This window comes from Microbacterium sp. ZW CA_36 (assembly GCF_044987475.1).
Taxonomy (GTDB): domain Bacteria; phylum Actinomycetota; class Actinomycetes; order Actinomycetales; family Microbacteriaceae; genus Microbacterium.
On record NZ_JBJDRL010000006.1, the window covers coordinates 79,653 to 100,007 of the forward strand.

At 69.7% G+C, this 20,355-nt stretch carries 17 protein-coding genes; 9 read left to right on the forward strand and 8 right to left on the reverse strand.

Annotated elements, in window-relative coordinates; translation table 11 throughout:
- Positions 1–102 precede the first annotated feature (102 nt).
- Entirely contained in the window at positions 103–843 is a 741-nt protein-coding gene (locus ACI3KX_RS05045; RefSeq protein ID WP_363356688.1) for an IclR family transcriptional regulator, read from the forward strand.
- 3 nt (positions 844–846) lie between these two features.
- Positions 847–1,614 (forward strand): IclR family transcriptional regulator, encoded by a 768-nt coding sequence (locus ACI3KX_RS05050; protein ID WP_404908312.1) that lies wholly within the window; start codon positions 847–849, stop codon positions 1,612–1,614.
- A 19-nt stretch (positions 1,615–1,633) separates the two neighbouring features.
- Here the strand turns inward: ACI3KX_RS05050 and ACI3KX_RS05055 are convergent, their stop codons facing one another.
- From ACI3KX_RS05055 to ACI3KX_RS05065, 3 genes are read right to left on the reverse strand one after another with little or no spacing between them, the layout of a single operon-like run.
- Complete coding sequence (locus tag ACI3KX_RS05055) at positions 1,634–2,296, reverse strand: TetR/AcrR family transcriptional regulator (protein ID WP_363356690.1); 663 nt, start codon at positions 2,294–2,296, stop codon at positions 1,634–1,636.
- Positions 2,293–3,219 (reverse strand): shikimate dehydrogenase, encoded by a 927-nt coding sequence (locus ACI3KX_RS05060; RefSeq protein WP_404908315.1) that lies wholly within the window; start codon positions 3,217–3,219, stop codon positions 2,293–2,295. The genes ACI3KX_RS05055 and ACI3KX_RS05060 overlap by 4 nt, the downstream gene beginning before the upstream one ends.
- Positions 3,216–5,060 (reverse strand): bifunctional sugar phosphate isomerase/epimerase/4-hydroxyphenylpyruvate dioxygenase family protein, encoded by a 1,845-nt coding sequence (locus ACI3KX_RS05065; protein ID WP_404908318.1) that lies wholly within the window; start codon positions 5,058–5,060, stop codon positions 3,216–3,218. The genes ACI3KX_RS05060 and ACI3KX_RS05065 overlap by 4 nt, the downstream gene beginning before the upstream one ends.
- A gap of 134 nt (positions 5,061–5,194) precedes the next feature.
- Between ACI3KX_RS05065 and ACI3KX_RS05070 the strand changes: the two genes are divergently transcribed.
- Positions 5,195–5,953 (forward strand): IclR family transcriptional regulator, encoded by a 759-nt coding sequence (locus tag ACI3KX_RS05070; protein ID WP_363356693.1) that lies wholly within the window; start codon positions 5,195–5,197, stop codon positions 5,951–5,953.
- A 4-nt stretch (positions 5,954–5,957) separates the two neighbouring features.
- Positions 5,958–6,734, forward strand: a complete 777-nt coding sequence (locus tag ACI3KX_RS05075) for an IclR family transcriptional regulator (protein ID WP_404908321.1) — start codon at positions 5,958–5,960, stop codon at positions 6,732–6,734.
- Positions 6,735–6,848: 114 nt separating this feature from the next.
- On the opposite strand, the gene dctP is transcribed toward ACI3KX_RS05075, so the two are convergent.
- Complete coding sequence (gene dctP / locus ACI3KX_RS05080) at positions 6,849–7,904, reverse strand: TRAP transporter substrate-binding protein DctP (RefSeq protein ID WP_363356695.1); 1,056 nt, start codon at positions 7,902–7,904, stop codon at positions 6,849–6,851.
- Between the two features lie 313 nt (positions 7,905–8,217).
- Between dctP and ACI3KX_RS05085 the strand changes: the two genes are divergently transcribed.
- Together ACI3KX_RS05085 and ACI3KX_RS05090 are read left to right on the forward strand one after the other, a co-directional pair.
- Positions 8,218–9,309, forward strand: a complete 1,092-nt coding sequence (locus ACI3KX_RS05085) for a Gfo/Idh/MocA family protein (RefSeq protein WP_404908324.1) — start codon at positions 8,218–8,220, stop codon at positions 9,307–9,309.
- Positions 9,306–10,664 (forward strand): FAD-dependent oxidoreductase, encoded by a 1,359-nt coding sequence (locus ACI3KX_RS05090; RefSeq protein WP_404908327.1) that lies wholly within the window; start codon positions 9,306–9,308, stop codon positions 10,662–10,664. Before ACI3KX_RS05085 ends, ACI3KX_RS05090 begins: the two co-directional genes overlap by 4 nt.
- Before the next feature lie 26 nt (positions 10,665–10,690).
- On the opposite strand, the gene ACI3KX_RS05095 is transcribed toward ACI3KX_RS05090, so the two are convergent.
- From ACI3KX_RS05095 to ACI3KX_RS05110, 4 genes are all read right to left on the reverse strand, one after another.
- Complete coding sequence (locus ACI3KX_RS05095; RefSeq protein WP_363356698.1) at positions 10,691–11,128, reverse strand: type II 3-dehydroquinate dehydratase; 438 nt, start codon at positions 11,126–11,128, stop codon at positions 10,691–10,693.
- Positions 11,129–11,141: 13 nt separating this feature from the next.
- Positions 11,142–12,419, reverse strand: coding sequence for a TRAP transporter large permease (locus tag ACI3KX_RS05100; protein WP_363356699.1), 1,278 nt, complete (start codon positions 12,417–12,419; stop codon positions 11,142–11,144).
- A gap of 2 nt (positions 12,420–12,421) precedes the next feature.
- The gene (locus tag ACI3KX_RS05105; RefSeq protein ID WP_363356700.1) at positions 12,422–13,078 is read right to left on the reverse strand and encodes a TRAP transporter small permease; all 657 of its coding nucleotides are present in this window, start codon (positions 13,076–13,078) and stop codon (positions 12,422–12,424) included.
- A 213-nt stretch (positions 13,079–13,291) separates the two neighbouring features.
- Complete coding sequence (locus tag ACI3KX_RS05110; protein ID WP_404908331.1) at positions 13,292–15,988, reverse strand: PQQ-binding-like beta-propeller repeat protein; 2,697 nt, start codon at positions 15,986–15,988, stop codon at positions 13,292–13,294.
- A 304-nt stretch (positions 15,989–16,292) separates the two neighbouring features.
- On the opposite strand from ACI3KX_RS05110, the gene ACI3KX_RS05115 reads away from it, so the two are divergent.
- From ACI3KX_RS05115 to ACI3KX_RS05125, 3 genes are read left to right on the forward strand one after another with little or no spacing between them, the layout of a single operon-like run.
- Positions 16,293–17,741, forward strand: a complete 1,449-nt coding sequence (locus ACI3KX_RS05115) for an aldehyde dehydrogenase family protein (RefSeq protein WP_404908333.1) — start codon at positions 16,293–16,295, stop codon at positions 17,739–17,741.
- Positions 17,738–18,592 carry a citryl-CoA lyase gene (locus tag ACI3KX_RS05120; protein ID WP_404908336.1) on the forward strand — a complete coding sequence of 285 codons (855 nt, stop codon included), beginning with the start codon at positions 17,738–17,740 and terminating at the stop codon, positions 18,590–18,592. Before ACI3KX_RS05115 ends, ACI3KX_RS05120 begins: the two co-directional genes overlap by 4 nt.
- Positions 18,589–20,352, forward strand: coding sequence for a thiamine pyrophosphate-binding protein (locus tag ACI3KX_RS05125; RefSeq protein WP_404908337.1), 1,764 nt, complete (start codon positions 18,589–18,591; stop codon positions 20,350–20,352). The genes ACI3KX_RS05120 and ACI3KX_RS05125 overlap by 4 nt, the downstream gene beginning before the upstream one ends.
- The last annotated feature ends 3 nt before the right edge of the window (positions 20,353–20,355 follow it).

Sequence of the window (20,355 nt, forward strand, 5' to 3'; positions counted from 1 at the left end):
CGGGCGACCTGTCCGGTGGCCGGTGTCCCACTGGGTGGAACCATCGGCGCGGTCCCGCCGCCGGCGCTTGCCGCGCCCATCGCGCCGACGGATACTGCACACATGAGATCCGCCCTCAGAGACGAGCCCGTGTCTGTGCTCGACCGGATCCTCGCCATCCTCGACACCGTCCGCGAGTCGCACGGCTCGACGACGATCACTCAGCTCGCGCTGGCCACCGGCATCCCGAAATCGACCGTCTCACGTCTCGTCGGCGACCTCGTCCGCCAGCGCTACCTCATGCGCACCGATGAAGGAGTCGCCATCGGCCTGCGGCTGTTCGAGCTGGGCGCACGAGCCAGCACGCCCCGCCGGCTCAGCGCCGCCGCACTTCCCGTGCTGGCCGAGCTCTTCAACGCCACGGGCGAGCACATCAACGTCGCGGTCCAGGAGGGGCGCGACATGCTCTCGGTGATCTCCGTACGCGGCCGATTGCGGCCCGTCCCCTCTCGCGCCGGCGTGCGTGTGCCGTCTGCGACGACCGCCCTCGGCAAGGCCGTGCTGGCGTTCACCATCGACGAGCGGGTCCTCGGCAGTGTGATCACCGGTCTCGATGCCGACCGACGGCACACTCTCGAGAAGGAGCTCGCCGCCGTGCGGGCGGAGTCGGTGGCCATCGACCGCTGCGAGACCTTTCCCGGCGTCGTGGGGGTCGCGAGCCCCGTGCTCTCACCGGAGCGACTGCCCTTGGCCGCGATCTCGGTCGCGGGCCCCGTGGCGGACATGGATCCGAAGCGCATGGCGCCCCTCGTGCGCCATGCGGCGCTCGCCCTCACTCATCGGCTGGCCCTGCAGGTGGCCTGAGGCATGTCCGACGTCGCCGGTGACGCGGTCGGCGTCCTCGACCGGATGACGTGCATCCTCGAGGCGTTCGACGGCGACGACAGGGGGATGGGGATCTCCGAGCTCGCCCTTCGCTCCGGTCTGCCGAAGTCGACCGTCTCGAGGCTGGTGGCGACCCTGATCCGCCAGAGATACCTCGAACGGGACGGCAAGCTGATCCATCTGGGCCTGCGGCTCTTCGAGCTGGGCCAGCTCGCGGAGCAGCCGCGGGAGCTCAGGATCGCCGCGCTCCCCGTCATGGCCGACCTCCGCAACCAGACGGGTGGGAACGTGCACCTGGGCATCCGCGACGGCGGCGAGGTGGTCTGCATCGCCGTCATGCGCGGCCGCGCGCCCGAGCCGTCCACCGTCCGCACCGGGGCGAGGCTGCCCCTTCACGCGACCGCGCTCGGCAAGGCGGTGCTCGCGCACGCGTCGCCGTCGGACATCGACGACGTCCTCGCCGCGGGATTGCCGTGGTGGACCGAGGACACGATCACCGATCCAGCGGCGCTGCGGCGCCAGCTCACCGCCATCCGGCGAGGCGGACTCGCGGCGGAGGCGGGGGAGGTCGCGACCGGTGTGTGCTGCACGGCGACCCCGGTTCTGGCACCGGGCGGCGCGCTCGCGGGGGCGGTGTCGGTCTCGGGCGACGCAGACGACCTGAAGGCGGAACAGGTCGCCCAGGCGCTGCGCACGGCCGCCGCGACCCTCACCCGGCGGCTCGCGTCGCTCCGACCCGGCTCGGCCTGACGACCCTTCGCCTCGGCGCTCAGCCGCCGCGGCGAGCCGTCATCGTCGCGACGACCATGTCGCCGATCAGGCGCCGGTGGGTGTCCTGGAGGTCAGGGTCCAGCATGTCCCGTTCGAAGATGGCGGCGAAGGTGTGGCGGTTGGCGACGTGGAAGCAGGCGTAGGCGCTGATCATCATGTGCACGTCCACGGCGTCCACGTCGTCGCGGAAGATGCCCGCGCGCACGCCCCGCTCGATGACCTGCTCGAGGAGCGTGATGGCTGTGGCGTTCTCGCGCAGGATGGTCTCGGACTGGCGCAGATGCTCGGCACGGTGGATGTTCTCGATGCTGACCAGCTGGATGAACGCCTCGTGGGTCGTGTGGTGATCGTAGGTGGCCTCCGCGATCGTCCGCAGGGCCGCGTCCGGCGACAGTTCCTCGATGTGGATGCCGCGCTCGACCTGGCGGATCTGCGCGTACACCCGCTCCAGCACGGCGAGGTAGAGCCCCTCCTTGGAGCCGAAGTAGTAGTAGATCATCCGCTTGGTGGTGCGCGTGCGCGCGGCGATCTCGTCGACGCGTGCGCCGGCGTAGCCGTTCGCGGCGAACTCGGCGGTGGCGACCCGGAGGATGTCGTCCCGTGTGCGAACCGCACGCTCCGTGGTCGCTGTCTCGCGCACCTCGCTCAGCTGATCGCTCATCGACCGCCCTTCCCCGTCTCTGACCGCTCCTCGGCACTGATGAGCCCGCGGAAGTGCCGCTGCATTCTGTCGCGATCAGGCTGGATGCCCGTGATGATCTGGAGACTAGCGCATGCCTGTCCGACCGCCATCCGCCCTCCGTCCAGCACCGGGTGTCCTCGCCGCGCGGCGTCACGGACGAGGTCGGTCTCGAGGGGCCGGTAGACGACGTCCGACACCCACGCCTCCCGCCGGAGGAGGTCGAGGTCGAAGGCGATCCCGGGGTGGTGCAGCATCCCCATCGGCGTCGCGTGGACGATCCCGCTCGCGCCCGCGATGGCGGACGCCAGATCGTCGGGCGAGAGCGTCGTGATGATCTGCGTCGGGAACCGGCTGCGCATGCGGGCCGCGAGTTCGTCCGCGCGGCTCGGATCGGCGTCGAACAGGTCGAGCCGTTCGGCGCCCTCCGACAGGAGCGCATAGGCGGTGGCAGCGCCTGCGCCGCCACAGCCGATCTGCACCACCCGCTGGAACGACGCCCCGGGCAGGCCCGCGATGAGACCGTCGCGGTAGCCGAGCCAGTCGGTGTTGTAACCGCGCAGGCGGCCGGCGTCGAACACCACGAGATTCACGGCGCGCAGGTGCGCGGCATCCGTGTCGAGCTCATCCACCAGATCGAGCACGAGCTGCTTGCACGGGTGCGTGATGTTCATCGCCGCGAAGCCGGCCGACCGCGCGTCGGCGAGGAGGGCGCCGACGTCCTCGGCCGGACGGCCCAGCTCCAGGAGATCGAAGATGAGGTACTCGTAGTCGAGGCCGAGTGCGCGGGCCTCCGCTTCGTGCATGGCGGGCGTCAGCGACGCGGTGATGCCTTCGCCGATCAGCCCGACGAGGTAGCGGTCGCGGGGCGGGTGAGGAGTCGATCCGACGGCGCGCCCCGTCACGCGAGGACTCCCTCGCCGGCACGGCGGTGCTGGTACTGCGCCGCCAGGCGGACCGGTGCGTTGAGCGCCCCGTATCCCGAGTACGCGCCCCGTCGTTCGACGACCTCGAGGAACACCGTCCCGATCGGGTGCGTGTAGAAGTGCAGGAACTCCCCGGCCTCGTCGCGGTCGTACATGACGTTCAGCTCCCGGAGGTCGTCCAGGAGCGCGGGGTCGATCTGATAGCGCGCCTCGATGTCGTCGTAGTAGTTCGACGGGATGTCGAGAGGCTTGAAGCCGCGCGCGCGGGCGGCGCGAGCGAGCTCGAGGACGTCGGCGGTCGCGAAGGCGACGTGCTGCGGCAGGATCGCGTCCTCTCCTGCTCCGGAGGGCACCAGGTTCAAAGCGATCCGCAGCACGCCGTTCGCGCTGTGCAGCACCTGGCTCCGCACCAGGCCGACGGGGGCGGCCACCTCGACCGACGCCTCCGTGCGCAGGTCGAGGACGGAGTGGAAGAACAGCACCGCGGCATCGAAGTGCTGCCAGGGCTGAGCGAGGTTGAGGTGGTCGACGCGCTCGACCATGCCCGCGTCGTCCCCGTCGGGCGTGCCGAACTCGCGCACCCATCGCGGCTGCGCTCCTCGTCCGGCGCCGAAGAAGACCTCGGAGCCGTCGGGAGCGCTCACTCCGACCAGCGGCTCGTCGCCCTCTCCTTCGGTGCGCGGCACCTCGGGGGCGAACAGCTCCCTCGCCCTGCGCAGTGCGCGCGACGGATCGCCGACCGAGAGACCGATGCCCGCGACGGTCGGTTGCGGGCGGCCGGAGTCCGGAGCGCCGAGGACGACCCGTGCGGCGCCGTGAGTCCACAGCTCCACGGGCTTGGTGCGGTGCTGGCCGTGCGGTCGGAATCCGAGCTGACTCAGCAGCCGCCGGAGCTCCGGCACCTCGCTGGTGCGCAGCTCCACGTAGTTGACGTCGGTGGGGGGATCGACCGCCGGCAGGCTCGCCGTCGACATGCGCGCGGCGCGACCGCCGGCAGGGGCGCCCAGGGCCGCAGCCGTCTCGTGCTCCAGCCAGCGCAGCGACCGTCGCGCATCGATGGCGGTCGCCAGCGGGTCGGCCTGGCGGAAGGTGTCGTTGAAGATCTCCAGCGAGACGGGGCCGTCGTAGCCGGTGCGCACCAGGTGCGCCATGAACGTCCCGAGGTCGAAGCCGCCCTCACCGGGGAAGAGCCGGTGGTGCCGGCTCCACGAGAGCACGTCGAGGGAGAGCAGCGGTGCGTCGGCCATCTGGACGAAGAAGATCTTCTCGGCCGGGATGGTCTCGATCGCCTCGGGATTGTGGCCCAGGGACAGGATGTGGAAGCTGTCCAGGCACAGGCCGATACGGGGATGGTCGGCGAGCCGCACGATGCGCGCCGCCGCTTCGTAGCCGTCCACGAACCGGCCCCAGGCGAGGGCCTCGTACGCGACGCGAACCCCGAACCGGTCCGCGACATCTCCCAGCTGGCGGAGCTGGGCTGCGGCGAGCTGCTCGTCGCCGCTGCGCGCCGTCGCGACGTTGCTGCACAGCAGCATCGCCTTGATGCCCAGGCGGTTCATGAGGGCGAACTTCGCCGCCGCGCGGCGGAGGTTCTGTTCGAGGAGTTCGGGCCCCACGCCCTCGAAGTCGCGGAAGGGCTGATACAGATCGAGCGTCAGGCCGAGCTCGGCGGCGCGATCGCGGATGGCTTCCGGCGAGCGGGGCGACGCGATGAGGTCGGGCTCGAAGATCTCGACGCCGTCGAACCCGGCCGCGCTCGCGGCGACGAGTTTCTCGTCGAGCGTTCCGCTCAGGCAGACCGTGGCGATCGACGTGCGCATGGCACCTCCCTGCGGCCACCGGCGCTGGTGCCCGCATGATTCTGTCTAGAGCATTGCATGGATGTGTACTAACTAGTACGTTCGAAAGCCAAGGGCGATCGACGACGATTCAACCTGCTGGGAGAGGACACTCGATGATGAGTCTCGCCGAATGGAACACGACTCCCTCGCGAGGGCGAGCGCCGGTCTCTGTGCTCGACCGCATCTTCGCGATCCTGGATGCCGTCAAGGAGTCGGACGGATCGATCACGATCACCGACATCGCCGCCCGGACCGCCCTGCCCAAGTCCACCGTCTCGCGGCTCGTCACCGAGCTGACCGGGCAGCGGTACCTGGAGCGCACCGAGGAGGGCGTCGCACTCGGACTGCGCCTCTTCGAGCTCGGTGCGCGCGCCAGCCTGCCTCGCCGGCTGGTCGCGGCCGCCGCCCCCGTCCTGCGGAATCTGCGCGACGCCACCGGCGAACGTGTCGGGCTCTGGGTGCAGCAGGGCACCGACATGGTGTCCATCGCCGCCGTGGCCGGGCGCCTGCCCATGCTGCCGACCCGCGCCGGGATGCGATCCCCGGCGCTGACGACCGCCAGCGGCAAGGCCTACCTGGCGTTCTGCGCCGATCCCACGGTGGTCGACAGGATCAGTGCGCCGCTCGTCGACGACGATGCCGACCACTTCCGGGAAGAACTCGCACACGTGCGCGATGCGGCGGTGGCCCTCGATGTCGAGGCGTCGTACCCCGGCATACTCGCCGTCGCGAGCCCCGTGCTCTCCGTCGACCGCGTCGTGATCGGAGCGATCTCCATCGCCGGCCCGAGTGGCGCGATGGACCCGGACCGGGCCTCGCCGCTGGTGCGCGCCGCCGGCAGCACGGTCACCCGCCGACTGGCGGCGGCGTAGGCGCATGCGCACCGCGAACTGGACCGATTCGGTCAGCGTGCTGGATCGCGTGACCGCGGTCTTCGACGCCTTCGGCGACGACGATCACGGGCTCGGTGTCTCGGAGCTCGCCCGGCGGGCGAATCTTCCCAAGTCGACGGTGTCACGGATCGCCGCCGACCTCGTCGCCCAGCGGTTCCTCGATCGGGAGGGCGAGCTGCTCCATCTCGGCGTCCGACTCTTCGAACTCGGACAGACGGTGCCGCAGCCGCGCATGCTCCGCCAGCTCGCGCTGCCGGTCATGAGGGAGCTGCAGGACGTCACGGCCCAGACCGTGCAGCTGGCGGTGCTCGACGGATCCGACGTCGTCCTCATCGCGATGCTGCGGGCGCCGTCCACCGGGCGCTCTCCCGCGCCGTCGCCGGCTCGGATCGGCGGACGCCTGCCCGCGCACGCGACGGCGCTCGGAAAGAGCATCCTCGCGTTCTCTCCTCCAGAGGCGGTGACGCGCTTCGCGGCCGGAGGGTGGGAGAGAAGGACACCGCACACGATCGTCGAGCAGGCCGCGCTCGTGCGCGAGCTCGCCGATGTCCGTCGCAGCGGCGTGGCGACCGAGCACGAGGAGTGCGCGCCGGGCACTGCCGCCGTCGCCAGTCCGATCCTCGTTCCGGGTGATGCGCCGACCGCGGCGATCTGCGTGGCCGGCCTCGCCGCCGCGTTGCAGCCCGACCGCGTCGCGGCCGCGGTACGAGCCGCCGCCGTCACCCTCAGCCGCCGCCTCACGGCGGAGCGGGGGCACTGACGCACTGACGGCGGACCGCGGCCGCACCGACCGCCCAGCGCAAGCGAAGGGACACGAGCGCACGCGAAGGGGGTGGGTGCGCACCGCACACCCACCCCCTTCTTGTTGCAGTGGTCAGCCCGCCATCTCGCGGATGGCCTCGTAGGCCTCCAGGCTCTCGCCGGTGAAGTACCCGCTGAAGAAGTCCTCCGACTTGCTGATGAAGGCATCCATGTCGATGTCCTCCGTCTCGATCACCGTCATCGCGTCGTTCGCGCGGTACTCGTCGAGGATCTCCTCGGTCGCCTCGTCGACGCAGGCGGCGTTCTCGGGGCGGATCTCATGGATGGTCTCCTCGAGCAGTGCCGCCTGCTCGTCGCTCATCTTCTCGTACGTCTTGTCGCTGACGAGGATCCAGTGGATGCCGACGTTGTGGTTGTTCAGCACCGCGACGTTGAGGATCTCGTCGTAGCTGGACGACCGCGTCGCGACGATCGGGTTCTCCTGGCCGACGGCGATGCCCTGCTGCAGCGCCGAGTAAACCTCCTCCACCGCGACCGAGACCGGGCTCGTCACGCCGAGCGCCTCGGCGTTGGCGAGGAACTGCGGCGAGTTCGGGAACCGGATCGGCACGCCCTCGAGGTCGTCGGGGCTGGTCACCTCGACGTCCTTCGTGGTGAAGGTGCGGGAGCCGAAGAACCAGCCGTCGACGATGTTGACGCCGGTCGACTCGTGGAACGACGTGAACAGGTCTTCCGAGCCTTCGTCGATCCACTGGAACGCGTGGTCGACGTCGTCGAAGGCGTAGGTCGCGTCGACGACGCCGATCGGCTCGAACGTCGAGCTCAACGCCGATGCACCCTGCAGGTCGATGTCGATGTCTCCGGCCTGGACCAGCGGGAAGCGGTCGGCGTCGGGGCCGAGCTGGCTCGCGGGGTACAGGTCGACCGTGAAGCCGATGTCGGCCTCTTCGAGACGTTCCTTGAGGAGTTCGACGCCGCAGTAGTAGTTCGGCGTCTCCTCGTTCTGGCTCGTCGCGACCGTGAGCGTGACGGGTTCGTTCTCCGCCGCGGACTCGGTGTTCGTGCCCTCCGGGGTGCCGCCGCCGGCGCAGCCGGCGGCGACGAGAGCGGTTGCTGCGAGCGCGGACGCGGCGAAAATGCCGCGGCGCTTCGAGCGGGCTGTGCTCATGGGACTCTCCTCTGGTGTGCGCACGTCGTCGTGCGGGTTCTGACGTGTCAGTCGGTAGCCGGTGCGTGACGTGCGGTCGACTCTGATCGCGCTGCGAGTTCCCCGTCGACCACGCCGTCACGTACGGCCCGGTGGCAGTGCTGACTCTTACGGACTTCGATCGGCCGGCAAAGCGATGTCCCGGCGAATGGAACATGAGGTCGGAGCGCCGAGCGGGGGCCCCACCGCTGAATGGAACGATCCGCCCACGTCGGCCCATCGTGCCATACGCTCGTGGCCGACTCTCGCCGCGACGACGATGCAGGGAGGCTCCGTGACGGCATCCGCAGCCCCACCGGTTCGCATGGGCGTGGTCGGCGCCGGGTTCATGGGGCGCCAGCACGTCGACTTCATCCGCGCGGCGCGGGGAGCCATGTTGACGGCGGTCGCCGACCCCGCTGCGAAGCCGGCGGAGCTCGAGTGCCCCACGTATTCGTCGACGGCGCAGATGATGGATGCCGAGCAGCTCGATGCGGTCATCATCGCCAACCCGAACACCCTGCACGTGGAGACCGCCGTCGAATGCCTCGAAGCCGGGGTCGCGGTGCTCCTGGAGAAGCCGGTCGCCGTCTCCTATGCGCAGTCGCGCCGCCTCGTCGATGCCGTCGAACGGCTGAACGGGCGGCTGCTCGTCGGGCACCACCGGCGTCACCATCCGGCGGTCGCACGGGCGCGCGCCGCGATACGCGCCGGCGAGCTCGGGCAGATCGTCGCCGTCAGCGCCCTCTGGTCGGCTCGCAAAGAGCCCGAGTACTTCACCGAGGCGCCGTGGCACAGCGAGCCGGGGGCGGGCGTCACGCTCATCAACGCCGTGCACGATCTGGACCTCCTCCGGCACCTGTGCGGGGAGGTCGCCGAGATCCAGGCGGTGCGGAGTTCGCATGTCCGCGGCCTCGACGTCGAGGACACCGTCTCGATGAGCCTCAGGTTCGAGAGCGGTGCCCTGGGAAGCCTGATCGCCTCCGACGCCGGCGTCTCGCCGTGGGGCTGGGATCAGGCGACCGAGGAGACCCTCGCCTTCCCGTTCCTGCCCGACGAGGTCGCCTACCGCGTCGTCGGCACACGTGCCGCGCTGTCCGTGCCGAATCTCGCGATGTACGCCTACGCGCCGTCGGTGCCGGCGGACTGGCACTCGCCGCTCTCGCGCACCTACCTGCCCTACGCGCCACGGGGATCCTTCCCCGCTCAGCTCGACCACTTCGTCGAGGTCGCGCGGGGCACGGCGGAGCCCGTGGTGTCGGCGGACGACGCGTCGCGGACCCTCGCCCTCGTCGAAGCGGCGTCGCTCGCTGCGCGCACCGGCCGGACCGTGGACGTCGCGCGCTTCCGCTCCGGCGCGCAAGCGGAGGCGGAGGAAGGCCGATGACGGCAGCGCGTACGCGGCGGTTCGACGCGATCGTCGTCGGAGGAGGCCTCGCGGGTCTGGCGGCCACCGAGCGCCTGGCCGCGAGGGGGCTGGGCGTCGCCCTCGTCGAGAAGCGCGACCGGCTCGGCGGCAGCTCGGCGATGAGCGGCGGGTGGTTCGCGCTGTCGGGCACCGCCGTCCAGCGCCGGGCGGGAGTCGAGGACGCCGACGACGTTTTCCTCTCGGACATGGTCGACGCCGGCGGTGGCTTCGCCGACCCGTCGCTGCTCGAAGCCCTCGTCGCCGGTCAGGCCCACGCGGTCGCGGCGATCGATCGCGCGGACGCGTGGACGGATGAGCTCAAGGTCAGTGCCGGCATGACGATCGCGCGCGCTCACCTGGTGCGCATCCGACGTCTGCTGGCGCACCTCGAGAACGAGGCGCTCGCCGCCGGCGCCGTCATCCTCCGGGATCACCCCGCCGACGAACTGATCACCGAGGGGCGACGGGTGGCCGGCATCCGCTCAGGACGTGCCGTCATCGCCGCCGACGCGGGCGTCGTGCTCACCACCGGCGGCTTCTCGCGCTCTCGCGAGCTCCTTGACCTGTTCGTACCGGACCAGGCCGCGGCAATGCCGTACGGCGGCGTCGGCAACACCGGCGATGGGCTCCGCATGGCATGGATGCTGGGCGCGGGCCTCGCCGACATCGGTCACGTGGCGGGCACCTACGGCCAGCACGCCGACGCGACGGACGACGAGCACGAGCTGCTGACCGCCAACTACCTCGGCGCGATCCTCGTGAACGCCCGCGGCGAGCGGTTCGCCGACGAGTCCGAGTCGTACAAGGTGCTCGGCACGGCGGTGCTGAGCCAGCCCGGCGGGATGGCCTTCCAGATCTTCGACTCCGGCGTGCGGGCACGTTCGAGGCCGGGCGTGCCGCTGTCGGACATGGAGCGCATCGAAGAGCTCGGCCATCTGGCGAGCGCGCCGACCCTGTCCGAGCTCGGGCACCGCGTCGGCATGCCTCCCGGCGTGCTCGAACGCACCGTGGGGCAGTACAACGACAGCGTGGCCGGCCGCGCGGCCGACCCCTTCGGCAGGGCCGGTCTGGTGAACGGGGTCGGCGCGCTCGCACCGGTTGCGACCGGGCCGTTCTACGCCTATCCCGCGGTGACGGCCATGACCTCGACTTACGGGGGCCTGAGCGTCGCACCCGACACGTCGGTGACACGGATCGACGGCAGCCGGATCGAGGGCCTCTGCGCGGCCGGCGAGATCGTCGGCGGATTCCACGGCGCGTCGTACATGACGGGGACGGCGCTCACGAAGGCGCTCGTATTCGGCATCGTGGCCGCCGACCGCATCGCCACCTGAAACGACCGCCGCCGGCCGGAGGAAGGTCAGCCGGTCAGCCGGTCGGCGGCGCGGATCGCCAGCTCGTAGCCGTACACGCCCGCACCGGCGATCACCGTGCGCGCGACCTTCGACGTGATCGAGTGACGGTGGTCGGCGTCGCGGGCGTGGATGTTCGTGATGTGCACTTCGACGACGGGAGTCGAGAGCATGTGCAGGGCGTCGAGCAGCGACACCGAGCCGAAGCTCAGGCCCGCCGGATTGATCACGACGGTCGCCTGCTGCCGGAAGGCGTCGTGCACCCACTCGATGAGCTCGTGCTCGGCGTTCGACTGCGCGAAGAAGAGCTCGAACCCGAGCTCACCGGCGACCCGCTCGCAGTCGGCGCGCACCTCGTCGAGGCTCGTGGTGCCGTAGAGCTCCGGCTCGCGCACCCCGAGCATGTTGAGGTTCGGGCCGTTCAGCACGAAGAGCTTTCTCGTCATGGATGACTCCGTTCTACAGGCCGAGCAGCGTCGGCAGGAACGTGACGATGACAGGGAAGAGCGTCAGCAGCAGCAGGACCGCTCCCAGCGGGATCAGGAACGGCAGGATGCCGCGGAACAGCTCTCCCATGGGCCTGCGCGTGATCGAGCCGACGACGAACAGCACCGCGCCGACGGGTGGGGTCAGCGATCCGATCATCAGGTTCAGGATCATCAGCACGCCCAGCTGCACCGGATCGATCCCGAACTGGGTCGCGATGGGCATCAGGATCGGCACCAGGACCAGGATCACCGGCGGAGCCTCGAGTGGGATGCCGAGCAGGATCAGCAGCACATTCAGCATCAGCAGGAACACGATCGGGTTGTCCGTGAGGCCGGTGAGCCACTCGCCGAGCGCCCGCGACACCTGCTCCCGTGCCAGCACCTGGCCCATGAGGTTGGACGCGCCCAGGATGAGCAGGATCCCGCCGGAGATGACGACCGTCTCCTTGGCCGACTTCCAGAACACCCGCCACGTCAGCGTGCGGTAGATCACGCCGAGGAGCAGCATGTACACCGCGGCGATGCCGGCGCTCTCGGTCGCGGTGAACAGTCCGCTGAAGATGCCGCCGAGGATGATCACCGGGAGCAGTGCCGGGCCGATGACGCGCACGGCGGCCTTGCCGAGCATCCCCCCGTCGAACGGGCGCCCCACGGCGACATCCGGATGCCTGCGCACCCAGAAGAAGATGTACGCCGCCAGGCCGACCGCCATGAGCATGGCGGGGATGATGGAGCCCGCGAACAGCGCGCCCGTGGAGATCGACGCGGTCGCCGCGAAGAGGACGGCCGGGATGCTCGGCGGCATGACGGTGCTCATCAGCGAGCCCGACGCCGTGAGCCCGGCGGAGAATCCGTATGGATAGCCGGCCTTGAGCATCTGGGGGATCTGCACCTTGCTCGTCGAGGCGGCGTCGGCGAGGGCCGAGCCGCTGATCCACGAGAAGCCGATCGCGGTGCCGAGGTTGACGTAGGCGAGGTTGCCGGGAAGCCGGGGCAGGAGAGCGCGCGCGAGGTCGTAGAGGCGCGTGGCGATGCCGAGGTTGTTGGCGACCGTGCCGACGAAGATGAACAGCGGCACGGCGAGGAGCGGGAAGCTGTTGATGCCGTTGACGATCGACGAGATCGCGTACCCGGCAGACAGCCCCTGGCTGTAGAAGTAGAGCATGCTCGACGCGATCATCGCGAAGGCGACCGGCACCCGCAGCAGCAGGAAGACGACGAACAGCAGGATGTAGAGCCAGAGGTCCACGATCAGCCCTCCATCTCGCCGATGTCGAGCTTGCGCTCGGGGCGGTTCGCGTAGGGGATCTTGAACGACGAGTGGATCGCTGCGGAAACGAAGCCGACGAGCGCGAAGATGTACAGCACGCCGAGCGGCACGTGCATCGCGGCACTGAGCCGGCCCCATTCGATGTCGATCTTCACCCAGGCCTCGTAGGCGAGGGCGAGGCTGGTGACGACCATGATGACCGCCGAGATGACGCGCAGGGCCACGAACAGCCGGGAGCCGGCCAGCATCTCGTCGAACATCTCGAGCACGATGTGGCCGTTGCGTCCGACGAGGTAGCCGGTGGTGATGAAGGTCAGCGCGATCATCGACAGCAGAGCGAGCTCACCGGCGCCCACCCAGCTGACGGCGGGGAAGTACCGGCCGAGCACCTGGTACATGACGCCGAAGATGATGAAGGCGAACAGCGTGACGCCGATCGTGATCTCGATGCCCGAGAGCACCCTGATGAACACCGGGTCGGGCGGAACGCCCTGATTGAGCTTCGGCGTCGTGTAGTAGGTGTTGGTGTGCGGGTAGATCGACTCGCCCACCCCCGGCTCGTGCGCGGCCTCCGCAGCCTTCTCGGGCTCGGTGCTGCCGCCCTCCTCGGGTTCGGGCCCCGGGTCCTTGTCGGTCATGGCGCCACCGCCAGGGTGTCAGGGTGCATTGCCAACCTCTCTGTTGATGCAGGACCGAGCGCGCGCATCGCCGCCCCTGTGACTCTGGTCTGCGGGTGAGGGCGTGCAAAGTAGAGTTTCGCCGAATGGGACACCGGCCGCACGCGCCGATCCGCCCCCGTCGTGGGCGACGGGGGCGGATCGGGTGCCGGGTCGGCGGGTGCGGGTCAGCCGCTATTTGACGACGGTGACCGTCGCGGTGGAGGAGAGCTGCTCCTGGACCCCCGCGGCGTTGAGGACGTTCGCCCTCACGGTCAGTGTCACCTCCCCTGCGGGCACGTTGTGGTCGACCGCGTCGGCGTCGAACCGGACGATGATCCGGTTCTTGTTCGCCGTGACGTCGGACGCCTCGATCGGCGAGGACGTCAGCGGGGCGATCAGCACCGCACCGCCGTCATAGCTGTAGCCGGCCGGCAGCTCGAAGTGCGCCGAGACCCGTCCCTCGACCCCGGTGAACAGCCCGGTCTCCGAGCCGAGCTGCAGCGTGCCCGGCGTGAACTTCAGCGCACCGGGCTGATCCTGCGGCACGAGGTACACCTCGATCTTGCCGGTCGGGCGCGGGTCGGTGCAGTCGTTGAAGAAGTACTCACCGGCACGGTCGAACGTGTGCTGGTAGGTCTCTCCGGGCTGCAGCTTCGCGTTGAACTCGCCCTCGAAGAACTGCGTCGCGCAGTGCGGCTTCTGGTTGGGGAAGTTCGGGAACGTCTCGGCCCCGGGGTTGCGGAAGGTCACGGTCGTACCGACCGGGACCCGTAGGTGGGTCGGCTGCATGCCGTTCGTCGCCACGCTGTCGCGTGCCGCAGCGGTGTCGGCGGTGCGGCTGGGCCGTGCGAGCAGCACCGTGTCGCCCACCGTCGAGCCCTCGACGGCAGCGCCGCTCACCGGCCGGCGGATCGTCAGCGGTGCCGTGTCGGGCCCCTCCTGGCTGCCCGATTCCGTCGTGTAGGAACCGCCGAGCTTGAACGCCCACAGCGAGTCGCCCTGCGTCACCGACCCTCCGTAGGGGTTGGTCGACCCGGCGGCGAACACCGCGACGTACTGCTCGCCGTCGACCTCGTAGGTGACAGGTGCCGCCGCGATGCCGGAGCCCGTCTGGAAGTCCCAGAGCACGTCGCCGGTGACGGCATCCATCGCCAGCACCCGGCCGTCGATCTGGCCGACGAACAGCAGATCGGATGCCGTCGTCAGCGGTCCCTGACCGTGCGACATGTCGGTGCCGAGGTGGTTCTGCCACGCGACCTCACCGGTCGACGCGTCGTACGCCAGGATGCCGCCGGTCTGGTACTGCCCGATGGCGCGCAGTCCGTTGGCCGAGGCGCCGTTGTAGTGCGCGACCGGGTTCGTGCCGTACGGGTAGTACACGAGGTTCGTGCTGTGGCTGTACGAGTGGTTCGACCAGTCGGCGCCGCCGTTCTGGCTGGTGGTCGACAGGATCGGCACGTCCCACTGCGGGTCGTACATGCAGCCCTGGCGGTGGTCGGACGGGTAGCCGTCCGGGTACGTCAGGTAGGGCTCGTCGGCTGCGACGTAGCTGTCGGGGTTGAAGACCAGGTTGCCCTCGGCATCCGGCTGGTAGCCGTTGTAGTTGGGCACGGCGCGCCACGGGTCCCCGGGGATGTTCTCGGGGTCGAGCTTCTCCCAGACGACGCACTCCGGCAGCAGCCGGGTGGCAGGGAACGGCTGGGTCTCGGCGTGGCTCTGGCGGGAGTCGGTGATCATCGGCTTCTCGGTGACGGGAAGCACCGGCTCGCCGTTCGTGCGGTCGAGCACGAACTGGTGGCCCGACTTGCTGCCGTAGAAGACGACCTTCTTCTCCTCGCCGTCCACGACGATGTCCGCCAGTGTCGGCGGGTGGACGTTGTCCATGTCCCAGACGTCGTGATGGATCGACTGGTAGTGCCACTTGTAGGCGCCGGTCATGGCATCCACCGCGACCATCGTGCTCGAGAACAGGTTGTCGCCGGGCCGGAGCGATCCATCCTGCGACGAGGTGCAGCTCCGGGCGTTGCCGAAGGTCATGTAGTACATGCCCAGCTCAGGATCCACCGCGCCCTGCATCCAGGATGTCGCGCCGCCCTCTTCGGAGCAGTCGGTGCCGTCCGGGAGCACGGGACCCCACGTGGCCGACGCGTCGAAGGTGACACCGTCGACCCCGGTGAACTGCTCACCGCGCCGCGGGCCGCCGAAGAAGTGCCACAGATACGATCCGTCGCTCGCATCCAGCGCGACGACCGCGCCGCGGTCCCCGTCGGCGGCGTGCGCGTAGACGATCCCGTTGTAGTAGACGGTCGCGACTTTGCCGACGCGCCCCAGGTCCTCGCCGTTCGCGCCGGTCGGCTGTGCGGCCCAGACCTCGGCACCGGTCGCCTGGTCGAGCGCGACCACGCGGTTGCCGCCGGCCAGGGTGAAGATCTTGCCGTCGCCGGCCGACACTCCCCGTCGCGTGCCGGAGAGACCGTAGACCGTGTTCTCCCATTTCCAGACGGGGGCACCCGAGACGCCGTCGACCGCGATCACGCCGCCGCTCGGGGTGTCGAGATAGATGACGCCGTCGACGACGATGGGCGTCGTCTGCTGCCCGGTGTCGTCGGTCGCCGGCGCGACGGAGGACACGTGAGTGCGCCAGGTGGGCGCCAGCTCGTCGAGGTTCTCGTGCGTGATCTGCGTGAGAGCGGAGTAGTGCTGGTTGCCGAGATTGCCTCCGACCGTCGGCATGTCGGCGCCGGTCGGCTCGAGGCCCGTCAATCCTGCGGGCGGAACCGGCTCAGCCGGAGTGGTCAGTCCGTACGCGGGTGAGGCTGCGATGGCGAGCACCGCCACCAGCGCCCCGATTCCCGCAGTTCCCAACCTCGTGGTCAGTCTTTTGCGCATCCCTTGCTCCTTGATCGTCTTCGATCCGGCGACGGATGGGCTCGCACCTCCCCGTCGCCGCTGTGGGGAATGCCGTCCGGCTCCGACCTGGGGATCGGCCATACCGGCCGGCGCTCGGACGCTAACCCCGGCCGGAGGAGGCGGCAACCTCGCGACCCATCGAGTGGTACAGCGCGTGCGGCTCCGGGACGGCCGAGCACCCGTGGATCCCGTCCTGTTCGCCCAGTGGGACACGCGTTGTCGTCGACGGCAGCGTCTGCGTAGCATGCGGCGATCGGCACCCACCCCCATGGACGGAGTTGTCATGGCTGGTTCAGCATCAAAATCCCTGTCGCCCGAGCAGCAGCAGGAGCTCGACGACGTCTTCGCCCGGGCGCAGGCGGCACTCGCCGTCATCGAGACGTACGACCAGGCGCGTGTCGACCGGCTGATCCGCGCGGTCGCGTGGGCGGTGGCCAACCGCTCGTCGTTCCATCGCCTGGTTGAGATGGGTATCGAGGAGTCCGGCCTCGGCGACTTCGACAGCCGCATGAACAAGCGGATGAAGATCCGCGGCGTCCTCCGCGATGCCCTGCGCAGCCCCTCGGTGGGGATCATCGAAGAGGATGCCGAGAAGGGCCTCGTCAAGTACGGCAAGCCGGTCGGGGTGATCGGCTGCGTCGTGCCGACGACGAACCCCGACCTCACGCCCGCCGGCAACGCGATCTATGCGATCAAGGCACGCGACGTCGTAGTGTTCTCGCCGCACCCGCGTTCGAAGCACACGACCCTCGAGACCGTCCGGCTGATGCGCGATGCGCTCGAGGCGGAGGGCGCCCCCGCCGACATCCTGCAGTGCATCACCCTTCCGAGCCTCGCGGCATCGCAGGAGATCATGCGGCGTGCCGACCTTGTCATCGCCACCGGCGGCCAGGGACTGGTGCGCGCGGCGTACAGCTCGGGGACACCGGCGTACGGCGTCGGCGCCGGGAATGCGACGGAGTTCGTCGACGAGACCGCGGACCTCCGCGAGACGGCACGCAACTGCATGCTGTCGAAGACGTCGGACTTCGGCTCGGGCTGCTCGGCCGACGGCAACGTGCTCGTGCCGGCCGCGAGATACCGCGAGATGCTCGAGGCGCTCCAGGCCGAAGGCGGTCATCTCACGAGTCCGGAGCAGCGCGCCGCGCTGCAGGCGGTGATGTGGGACGACGAGGGGCATCGGCTGCCCGACACCGTCGCCATCTCCCCGCAGGCGCTCGCGCGAGCCGCAGGCTTCGACATCCCGCCGGACAGCCGGTTCATCGTGGTCGAAGGCGACGGCATCGCCGAGGACCGGCAGTTCTGCAAAGAGAAGCTCACCACCCTGATGGCGGTCCACGCCTACGAGGGCACCTTCGAAGACGGCGTCGAGCTCGCCAAGCGCCTCTACGACATCGGCGGCAAGGGCCACTCCTGCGGCATCGCGTCGACCGACGAGGCGCACATCGACTACTTCGCCCGGCACATGCCGGTCTCGCGGATCATGGTGCGCCAGCCGAACTCGAAGGCGAACGCCGGGTCGTTCACGAACGGGATGCCGATGACCTCGTCGATGGGATGCGGCACGTGGGGCGGCAACATCACGTCCGAGAACGTCTCGCTGCGTCACTACCTGAACACGACGTGGGTCTCGCGCACGATCGCTGAGGACCGGCCGTCCGACGAGGAGCTGTTCGGCGACTTCTACGACGCCGCGCTGGAGTCGGCGGATCCTGTAAAGGCCGCATCGTGAGCGCCGCCGAGGACATCGTCGACGAGGCGCGGCAGTGGTGGCGGACGGACATCATCGACGTCCATCCCGGCGAGATCGCGCTGCGCGGCTATCCGATCCAGGAGCTCCTCGGCAGGGTCGGCTTCGTCGACACCATCTGGCTCATGCTGCGCGGGGAGCTTCCCTCGTCCGAGGAGGCGGCTCTGTTCGAGGCGGCGCTCGTCGCCTCCGTCGACCACGGGCCCCAGGCGCCATCGATCGCGATCGCCCGCATGGCGACGACCTGCGGCGTGCCGATCAACGGGGCGATGGCCTCCGCGATCAACGTGCTGGGTGACGTGCACGGCGGTCCTGGCCAGCAGTGCATGGAGGTGTACCTCGCGATCGACGAGGAGCTCCAGCGGACGGGCGACCTCGAGGAGGCGACGCGCGTCGTGCTGCAGCGTCAGCGCGACGCCGGCGTCGTCTACGTCCCCGGCTTCGGTCATCGGTTCCATCCGCTCGACCCCCGGACGCCGCGTCTGCTGTCGCTGGTCGACGCCGCGGCCGCCGCCGGCGTGATCGACGGTCGCTTCGCGGCGATCGGCCGTGCCGTCGAGGACGCCATCAGCGCCGGGCGACCCCAGCGGATCCCCATGAACGTCGACGGCGTGACAGCCGTCATCTACTGCGAGCTGGGGTTCACGCCGGAGCTCGGCCGCGGGGTGTTCATCCTCGCGCGCTCGGTGGGGATTCTCGCGCACGCCGCCGAGCAGATGACGCAGGGCGGCCGGATCAAGGGACCGATGCCGAAATCCATCGGATACACCTACACGGGGCCGGCGCGCCGATCAGTCCCGATCGACGGCGACGAAAGAAGGAGCACCTCATGAGGGACCTGGTCTCGAACCAGATCGTTCGCTATCTGGAAGCACGTGAGGTCGAGCATGTCTTCGGCCTCTGCGGCCACACGAACATCGCGCTGCTGGCAGCGCTCGAGAAGAGCGAACGGATCTCCTTCGTGAACGTGCGGCACGAGCAGATCGCCGCGCATGCGGCGGACGGCTATGCGCGGGCGGCCCACCGGACCGGAGTCGTCCTCACCCATCTGGGTCCCGGTCTGACCAACGCCACGACCGGTGTCGCGAACGCGGCCCTGGACTCGATCCCGATGGTCGTCATCGCCGGCGACATTCCCACGCACTACTTCGGCAAGCATCCGCACCAGGAGATCAACCTCCACGCCGATGCCGCGCAGTACGAGATCTACCGGCCTTTCGTCAAGCGCGCGTGGCGGGTGGACCGGCCGCACCTGATCGCCGAGGTGCTCGACAAGGCGTTCATGCTGGCCGAGAGCGGGCGTCCCGGTCCCGTCCTCGTCGACGTGCCGATGGACGTCTTCTCGGCCGAGATCGACGTCGCGCTGTTCGACAGGGTGATCGGCAACACCCGCGCGCTCGTGAAGCCGGGCCTCGACGAGGCCGTCGCCGAGAGGATCGTGCAGAATCTGCTGGATGCCGAGCGGCCGGTGCTGTACGTCGGCGGCGGCATCGTCGCCGCGGACGCGGCAGCCGAGCTCGCCGAATTCGCCGAGCTGCTCTCGCTCCCCGTCGCCCACAGTCTGATGGGCAAGGGCGCGGTGCCGGACGACAGCCCTCTGGTCCTCGGCATGACAGGGTTCTGGGGAACGGCGTTCACGAATGAGACCACCCGGACGGCGGACTGGATCCTCGCGCTCGGAACGCGGTTCGCGGAAGCCGACTCGAGCTCCTGGTACGCCGAGTACACCTTCGACATCCCGGGCACCAAGCTCATGCAGATCGACGTCGATCCGGCCGAGCTCGGCCGCAACTACCCGCTCGAGATCGGCGCCCTGGCCGACCTCAAGTCCGCTCTCACCGTGCTGCTGCGGGTGGCCCGCCGCCTCGCTGCCGACGGGGTGCGGCGCACCGAGCTGCTCTCGCAGATCGCGGCGAACCGCGCGACGCTGAAGCTCCAGAACGCGCCGGCGCAGGCATCCGATGCGTGGCCGATGCGTCCCGAGCGGATCCTCTCCGAGACGAGGGAGGTGCTCCCGGCCGACGCGATCATCACCACCGACGTCGGCTGGAACAAGAACGGGGTCGGTCAGCAATTCGACATCCTCACGCCCGGCAGCTTCCTCACCCCCGGGGGCTTCGCGACCATGGGCTTCGGCGGGCCGGCCGCGGTCGGCGCCAAGATCGCCTGCCCCGACCGCGTCGTGGTCTCGCTCGTGGGCGATGGCGGCTTCGGGCAGAATCCGGCGGTGCTCTCGACCGCCCGCGAGCAGGGTGTCGCGGTGGTCTGGGTCGTGATGAACAACAACGCCTTCGGCACGATCGCCGGCCTCGAGAAGGCGGCCTTCGACACGACCTACGGCACCGTGTTCGGCAGCGCCGACGACCCCCTGTACACCGACTTCGCCGCGATCGCCGAGGCCTATGGCGTCACCGGCATCAAGGTCGAGTCGGCGGCCGACTTCAAGCCTGCGCTCGAGCGGGCGATCGCGCTCGAGCGACCCGTCGTGATCGACGTGTCGATGGTGAACGTGCCGACGCCCACGACCGGCCACTGGAACATCCTCGACATCTACTCGCCCGGCGAGACCGTGGAGCACGTCGCCATCCCCTGACCC